Source organism: Phenylobacterium sp., from assembly GCF_004297125.1.
Classification (GTDB): Bacteria; Pseudomonadota; Alphaproteobacteria; order Caulobacterales; family Caulobacteraceae; genus Phenylobacterium.
The window spans coordinates 23,143-29,647 of record NZ_SCVD01000035.1 but is presented as its reverse complement, the minus strand read 5'-3'; the positions used below and the strand labels follow the sequence as shown (position 1 = coordinate 29,647).

The window sequence follows — 6,505 nt, the reverse complement described above, 5'->3', positions numbered from 1 at the left end:
CATGATCTCGCGGTCGAACCGCTCCTCGGCATAGGCCGACACCACGCGCGGCAACAGCTTTTCGCGGGCGTACTGGCGCGCCGCGTCCCACACCATCCGCTCCTCTTCCGAGAGCCGCGAGGAGAGGTCCAGGGGGTCGTCCCAGCGGTAGGTCTTCTGGGGCGCGCCAGCGTCGAGCGGCATGGGAGGTCTCCTCGCGATCAGTCGGCGCGGGATATCGGGTTTTCCCTGAGACCGGTAGTCGCCTTTGCGTTTCCGGTACGCAACTCCGCTCAGAGTTCGGCCCACATCCTCAGCAGGTTCTGGTAGGTCCCTGTCAGCGAGACGATCGCCGGCGCGCCGAGGCCCGCCTCCTGGGCCAGGGTCTGGATCGCGACGTCCATGTCGAACAGCAGGGCGCGCTTCGCGTCGTCGCGGATCAGGCTCTGGATCCAGAAGAAGCTGGCCACCCGCTCGCCGCGCGTCACGGGCATGACCCGATGCAGGCTGGACGCGGGGTAGAGGATCAGGTCGCCGGCGGGCAGCTTCACCTCGTGCGAGCCGTAGTTGTCCTCGACCACCAGTTCGCCGCCCTCGTAGTCGTCGGGGCCGGAGAGGAACAGCGTCGCCGACAGGTCGGTGCGCACCCGGATGTTCTGGTCGCGCTGGAAGCGCATCGCATTGTCGACGTGGTCGCCGAAGGTCTGGCCGGGCCCGTACCGGTTGAACAGCGGCGGATAGACCGTGTGGGGCAGGGCGGCGGCCATGAAGAGCGCGCTGCGGGTGGCGGCCTCGCGGACCTGGGCGCCGGCCCGGCGGGCGGCGTCGGACGCCTCGGGCAGTTGCCGGTTCACCTTCGCCAGCGCCGACTGCTTGCCGGACGTGGCGTTGCCGTCCTCCCACGGGGCGGCGTCGATGAGGGCGCGCAACTCGGCCACCTGGGCCGGGGCGAGCACGCCCGGAACGTGAAGCATCATGGCGGCACCCTAAACGAATTCGCCCCCCGCCCGCGAGCAGCGGAGGCGGGGGGCGGCTAGCCGGTTCCTAGGGGGGAGGTCAGAACCGGTAGTTCGCGGTGAGCGTCGCATTGCGGCGATCACCCGGCGTGGCCCAGCCGTTGTTGCGGCCACGCTGGTAGTATTCCTTGTCGAAGACGTTGTTCACGTTCAGCCGCAGCTCGATGTCCGGGCGAGGGGTCCAGGCGACGGTGACGCGATGGACGAAATAGTCCTGCGTCTTCACCAGCGGGATGGTCGTCCGCGTGTTCGTCGAGCCGGCCACGAGGCCATGCTGGGTCAGGTAGTATTCGCCCTGGTAGGTGACGCCGTACCCAACCTGCAGGTTCAGGTCGGTCAGGTCGTAGGTGGTGAACAGGCTGAACGCGTGATCCGGAACGTTGGTGAGCGCATCGCCCTTGGTGAAGTCCAGCCCTTGCGCGGCCAGGAACTTCGACACCCCGCGCCTCACCTCGGTATCGAGGTAGGTGTAGTTCGCGAAGATCGACCAAGCGTCGGTGATCCGGCCCGAGGCGCCCAGCGCCACGCCTTCCACCCGGGCCGCGCCGTCCAGCTGCTGGTCCGGCACGGTGGGGTCGCCCGAGGCCACCTTGTAGTTGGTGCGGTCGTTCCGGAAGATCGCCGCGGTCAGCGACAGCCGGCCCATCACGTCCCACTTGCCGCCGACCTCGAAGCTCTCGGCCTCCTCGGGATCGACCGTGCAGCTGACCAGGGTGCAGGCGCCCGAGCCGTTCACCGTCGCCTGGCTCGGCGTCTGGGAGTTGGCGTAGGCGACGTAGAGGCTGGCGTTCGGGATCGGCTTGTAGACGACGCCCACCCGGTAGGTGAGCAGGTTGTCGTCCGATCGGAACTTCGGTCCGGGCGTCACCACGCCCAGCGTCGGTCCGACGACGGTGGAATAGGTGTCGGTCGAATTGACGCCTTCGTTGTGTTCCCAGCGGATGCCGGCGTTGATCGACCACTGCTCGTTCAGGACGATGTTGTCGAAGGCGTAGACCGCCTGGTTCTTGCGGTGGCCGTCCTGGGCGCTGGCCTGGGTGAAGTTGATCGGGCCCGCGTAGGTGTTGCTCGGGCTCGCGATGCTCATCGGCGGCAGGGCCACGGCGGCGCCCGTCGCGGTGCGGAAAACGTTGCCGGTGTCGAGGTGGAAGTCCTCCTCGAAGAACGCCGCGCCGACCACCAGGGTGTGGCGCACGCCGCCCAGCTCGCCGTCCCAGGTCAGGTCGGTCTGGTTGTGCAGCAGGGTGTTCTCGGTGTCGCGCAGGTTCCCGCGCGGGCCGCTCGGCTGGTAGAAGCCGGGCGCCGGATCGGTGGCTAGGCAGGCGGTGAAGCCGGTGATGTTGGTGGCCGTCGTCGATTGGCTCCAGGCCACCGGCTTCTGGCCGCCCGGCAGGCAGAACACGCCCTGCGGCGGGTCCACGACGGTGAGCTGGGTGACCTTCTGATAGCGCGACAGGTTGCGCAGCTTCAGACCGTTGCCGAAATCGTGGTCGATGATGCCGGTCAGGACGTCGACGTCCTGGTCCTGCTTATCGACGTTGGCGTAGCCGTAGTAGGCGCCCGGATCGACGCCCGGCACGGCCCGGCCATTGTAGAACGGCACGCCGTACTGTGGCGTGTTCCGGTCTTCCTGGTGGACGTACATGGCTGTGAACTGGGTCGGGCCGTTCAGTCCCACGGTGATCGAGGGCGCGACGCCCCAGCGCTTGAACTCTTCCACGTCGCGGCCCGGCGCGTCGTTGCGGTGGACCATGGCGTTCAGCCGCACGGCCACGCTGTCGTTCAGCTTGTGGTTCGCGTCGAGGGCGGCGCGGTAGTAATTCTCGGTCCCGACGCCGGCGGTGAGCACGCTGGAATTGCGCGCCGTGGGACGCTTGGAGACGATGTTGATCGTCCCGCCCACCGAGCCCGCGCCGGAATAGACCGAGTTCGAGCCGTTGGTGATCTCGATCTGCTCGACGTTGAACGGATCGGAGCGGCTGTACTGGGCGCTGTCGCGCACGCCGTCGTAGGTGATGTCGTTGTTGGCCGAGTAGCCGCGCAGGTTGATGGAATCGCCGAAGCCGCCGCCGCCTTCGCCGGCGCCGAAGGTGATCCCCGGCACGGTCGACAGGATGTCGCGCAGCGACAGCAGGTTCTGCGCCTCGATCGTCCCGCGGCCGACCACGGTCACGGTCTGCGGATTGTCCAGCGGCCGGGCGGTGACCTTCGGGTTGTTCTGCTTCATGACCTGGCCCTCGACGTCGATCCCCGAGATCGTGCCCGTCTGGTCCGCGTCGGCGGTGGCGATCGCCGCGCCGTCGGCCGCCGCGCCATCGGCGGCTTGCGCCACGCCGCCCAGCGAGAGACCGGACAGGCCCGCGACGGCGCAGGTCATCGCAAGTTTCTTCCTGGCCGAAACGCCACTCGTCACTTTCACCATATCCCCCGCGCCCCTCGGCGTATTGCGACTAAGAATGCGAGGCGTTCTTAGTTCGGACACATGGGCGACGCAATGAGAATCATTCGCAACTTCTAAATAGCTTTGCCTTGATCTCCGGCGGAGCCGCAGACGGCCGGTCCGCGGGGCGCTAGCATGGCTGCCCGGCGGCAAGGCGAGGCGCGCTATGCAGATGACCTGGCAGGGTTGGGCCCTCCTCTCCGCGGTTTTCGCGGCCCTGACCGCCCTCTTCGCCAAGATCGGCGTCGACGAACTGGCGCCCAGCTACGCCACGCTGATCCGCACGGTCGTTATCCTGTTGATCGTCGCCGGCCTCTGGGCCGCCTCGGGCGCGCCGGCAGCCAATCTCTTCCAGTCCGGCAAGGTGGTCGGGGCGCTGGTGCTGTCGGGGGCGGCGACCGGCCTGTCGTGGCTCTGCTACTTCCAGGCGCTGAAGCTGGGCGACGCCAGTCGCGTGGCCCCGCTCGACAAGCTGAGCGTGGTCTTCGTCGCCGTGCTGGGCGCCGTCTTCCTGGGCGAGCGCCTGGACGTGAAGGGCTGGGCCGGCGTCGGCCTGATCGCCGCCGGCGCCGTTCTCATCGCGGTCCGCCGCTAGGCCGGCCGGCGCAGCGCCTTCTGCCGGGCCTGCCGGCGCAGCCACATCACCACGCCCGAGACTCCCAGCAGCGCCGGCGCGAGGCCGCCCACGAAGATGATCGCCTGCCAGAGGATCCCCATTTCGGCGCCATCGTGGATCCTGCGCATCAGCGGCGAGATCTTGTCGGCCTGTCCGCCGCCGGCGCCACGATCCGCCTCGCGCCCGGCCTTCACCTGGCCCGTGGCGTCCACCACCTGCACGGTCTTCGGTCGCTCGGCGCCGGGCGCCTTCAGCCCCACGCGCCAGGTCGGCTCCTTGCCGCGGGTCGGCAGGTTCACCTCGACCACGGCCGCGTCGGGCGCCGTGGCCCGGGCGGCCGCCACGGCCTGGGCGATGGTCAGCTTCGGCTGGGGGACCGGCGGGGCGAAGCGGCCTGGCCCCTGCTGCCGGGGCGGCGGCTGCGGCAGGCCGAACAGCGCCCGGCTAGTCTGCGGGAACGAGATGTAGACCCCGGTCAGCGACAGTACCGCCAGCGGGATACAGACCCAGAAGCCGACCAGGTGGTGCAGGTTGAACAGGGTCGAGGCGCCCCGATGCCATCTCAACCCCTTGAGGAACCCCGCGTGCCTCGGCCACCACAGCCACAGGCCCGTGACGCACGAGACGAACATCGCCCACCCCAGCCAGCCCACGACCTTACGGCCGATGTCCGGGATCAGCAGCGAGCCGTGCAGGCGGTGCATCACCATGGTGAAACCCCTGGCCGTCTCGGCGGTGTCCAGCACCCTGGCGGTCGGCGGATCGATCCAGGCGTTGAGGGTGCGCGGGCGCCCGCCCGGCCCCGGTTCGCCCTTGATCCGCCCCACCGCGACCACGGGATCGCCCGCCTCCTGCGGCAGACGGATCTGGGTCAATTGCGCCCGTTCCCCGAAGGCCGCCCGGGCGGCTTGAGAATAGTCATGGATGGGACGTGAAACCGATGGCCCCGTGGTCTCGTACCTCTGGGCATAGAGCGCACGGTCAAGCTGGTCGTGCCAGACGAGGATGGAGCCGGTGACGCTCAACGGTATCAGCGCGACCAACAGCCCGACGCCGAGCCACAGGTGTACGTCGAGCCAGAAGCGGCGAAGCCTCGCGAGCGGCGTCATCGGTGCACGGTCCCCCAATCGCGGCGCGACGGCCACATCTATCGCTAATGCGAGGTGTTTGCAGAAACAAGGTCCTAGGGCGCCGCAACCCTCCCCATGGGCGTCCGTTGATCAACCGGTAACCGGCGCGCCAAAGGTTGCGGTCAGCGAGATGAACCAGGTCCTGAAACCCTATTTCCTTCTGGCGTGCGTGGCCTTCTTCGTGGGCTTTGCGAGCTACCTGGCCCTCGGAAGCGCCCTGGCGCCGCCGGCCGCCGGCCACGACGACTGGCAGGCCTCCATCTCGACTCCAGCCGTGATCGACGCGCCGCTCGCGCGCGCCAGGCGGATCTAGCTCCACGGCCGACGCCGAAGGCGCGGGAACGGGTTCCGGCATTCGCGGTCAGCCGGGGCCCGAAAACCCACAACGTCCCGCGCCTTCAGCCCCGGCCATGGTCTCGATAGCGCTGAAACGAAGGCGGCCCCGGCAGCCATCTAAGGCGCCAGGGCCGCACACCCGTCACTCGAGGTCCGAAGGGGGAAACGGACGCGAGTGCGATCGGAACTGATGTAGGTCGCAAGCGCCGCGATTCAAGAGCCGCTAGCGGCCCAGCGCCATGGTCGCGGCGGCTTCCTCCAGCTTCGGCCGCTCCAGCCGATAGGCGGCTTCGGCGGCCTGATAGCGGCCCGTCACCGCCGCGACGTTCTGCGCGAGCAGCGCCTGTTCCGCCGGCAGCGCCAGGCAACCCTCGTAGGCGGCCAGCGCGGCCGTATCGACCCCAGCGATCGCTGGGGCCGGCGCTGGCGTGGCGGCCGGCGTGGCGGGTTTCGCCGGCGCGGGCGCTCCAGGGGCGGGCGCGCCCGGCGCCGGGGCCGGCGTCGCGACCGGCAGGCCGCACATGGTTGCGGCCATGTCCAACGCCACCTGCTGTTCCGCCGCCGCCGTCTGGAAGGCGGCCTGTCCGTCCACGAGGCTCTTGTGCGCCGCCTCCGCGGCGGTCCGGGCGGCGGTCACCCGCGCGCCGTCCCCGCGCCGCGCCGCCTCCAGCGCCCGGTTCGCCTGGTCGCGGACGCGCTTCTCGGCGCTCTCGACGCCGGCCAGGTCGGTCAGCGCCTTGGCGTTGAAATCCTTCGCCGCGGTCAGGGCGGCGTCCACCGCGTCGGAGCCCACCGGCTTGGTGGGCGCCAGCGGGGCCACGGGCGTGGCCGCCGGAGCCGGACCCACGGGCGCGACCGCCGTGGTCTCGGAACGCTTCTCGCCGGAGCACGAAGCCAGCAGCAGCGCCAGCGCGATCCCCGGCCACCGCCCGTCGGTCATGGTCCCCATGGCTCCAGCCTCCTTCGCGACTGTCCCCGATTGATTGCG

6 protein-coding genes and 1 pseudogene are annotated in these 6,505 nt (G+C 69.7%); 2 read left to right on the top strand and 5 right to left on the bottom strand.

The genetic code is table 11. From position 1 onward, the window contains the following. The 3 genes and pseudogenes from EPO51_RS23650 to EPO51_RS23640 form a co-directional block, all read right to left on the bottom strand. Positions 1-183: pseudogene (locus EPO51_RS23650) on the bottom strand (acyl-CoA dehydrogenase); the annotation flags it as partial. Between the two features lie 89 nt (positions 184-272). Beyond that, entirely contained in the window at positions 273-956 is a 684-nt protein-coding gene (locus EPO51_RS23645; protein WP_293355578.1) for a Fe2+-dependent dioxygenase, read from the bottom strand. A gap of 79 nt (positions 957-1,035) precedes the next feature. Further along, on the bottom strand, positions 1,036-3,372 hold the full coding sequence (locus EPO51_RS23640) for a TonB-dependent receptor (RefSeq protein WP_293355576.1): 2,337 nt from the start codon (positions 3,370-3,372) through the stop codon (positions 1,036-1,038). A 229-nt stretch (positions 3,373-3,601) separates the two neighbouring features. Here EPO51_RS23640 and EPO51_RS23635 point away from each other — a divergent pair, with 229 nt between their 5' ends. After that, entirely contained in the window at positions 3,602-4,030 is a 429-nt protein-coding gene (locus EPO51_RS23635) for an EamA family transporter (protein WP_293355574.1), read from the top strand. Here the strand turns inward: EPO51_RS23635 and EPO51_RS23630 are convergent. Continuing rightward, positions 4,027-5,160, bottom strand: coding sequence for a PepSY-associated TM helix domain-containing protein (locus tag EPO51_RS23630; protein WP_293355572.1), 1,134 nt, complete (start codon positions 5,158-5,160; stop codon positions 4,027-4,029). The genes EPO51_RS23635 and EPO51_RS23630 overlap by 4 nt on opposite strands. A gap of 151 nt (positions 5,161-5,311) precedes the next feature. On the opposite strand from EPO51_RS23630, the gene EPO51_RS23625 reads away from it, so the two are divergent. Beyond that, complete coding sequence (locus EPO51_RS23625) at positions 5,312-5,494, top strand: hypothetical protein (protein ID WP_293355570.1); 183 nt, start codon at positions 5,312-5,314, stop codon at positions 5,492-5,494. Between the two features lie 246 nt (positions 5,495-5,740). Here EPO51_RS23625 and EPO51_RS23620 read toward each other — a convergent pair whose 3' ends face one another. Continuing rightward, positions 5,741-6,466 carry a hypothetical protein gene (locus EPO51_RS23620; RefSeq protein ID WP_293355568.1) on the bottom strand — a complete coding sequence of 242 codons (726 nt, stop codon included), beginning with the start codon at positions 6,464-6,466 and terminating at the stop codon, positions 5,741-5,743. Between the last annotated feature and the right edge of the window lie 39 nt (positions 6,467-6,505).

Coding starts and splice junctions, on each gene's coding strand:
- EPO51_RS23620 (WP_293355568.1), bottom strand. CDS start 6,466: ATGGGGACCATGACCGACGGGCGGTGGCCGGGGATCGCGCTGGCGCTG.
- EPO51_RS23640 (WP_293355576.1), bottom strand. CDS start 3,372: ATGACCTGCGCCGTCGCGGGCCTGTCCGGTCTCTCGCTGGGCGGCGTG.
- EPO51_RS23625 (WP_293355570.1), top strand. CDS start 5,312: ATGAACCAGGTCCTGAAACCCTATTTCCTTCTGGCGTGCGTGGCCTTC.
- EPO51_RS23645 (WP_293355578.1), bottom strand. CDS start 956: ATGATGCTTCACGTTCCGGGCGTGCTCGCCCCGGCCCAGGTGGCCGAG.
- EPO51_RS23630 (WP_293355572.1), bottom strand. CDS start 5,160: ATGACGCCGCTCGCGAGGCTTCGCCGCTTCTGGCTCGACGTACACCTG.
- EPO51_RS23635 (WP_293355574.1), top strand. CDS start 3,602: ATGCAGATGACCTGGCAGGGTTGGGCCCTCCTCTCCGCGGTTTTCGCG.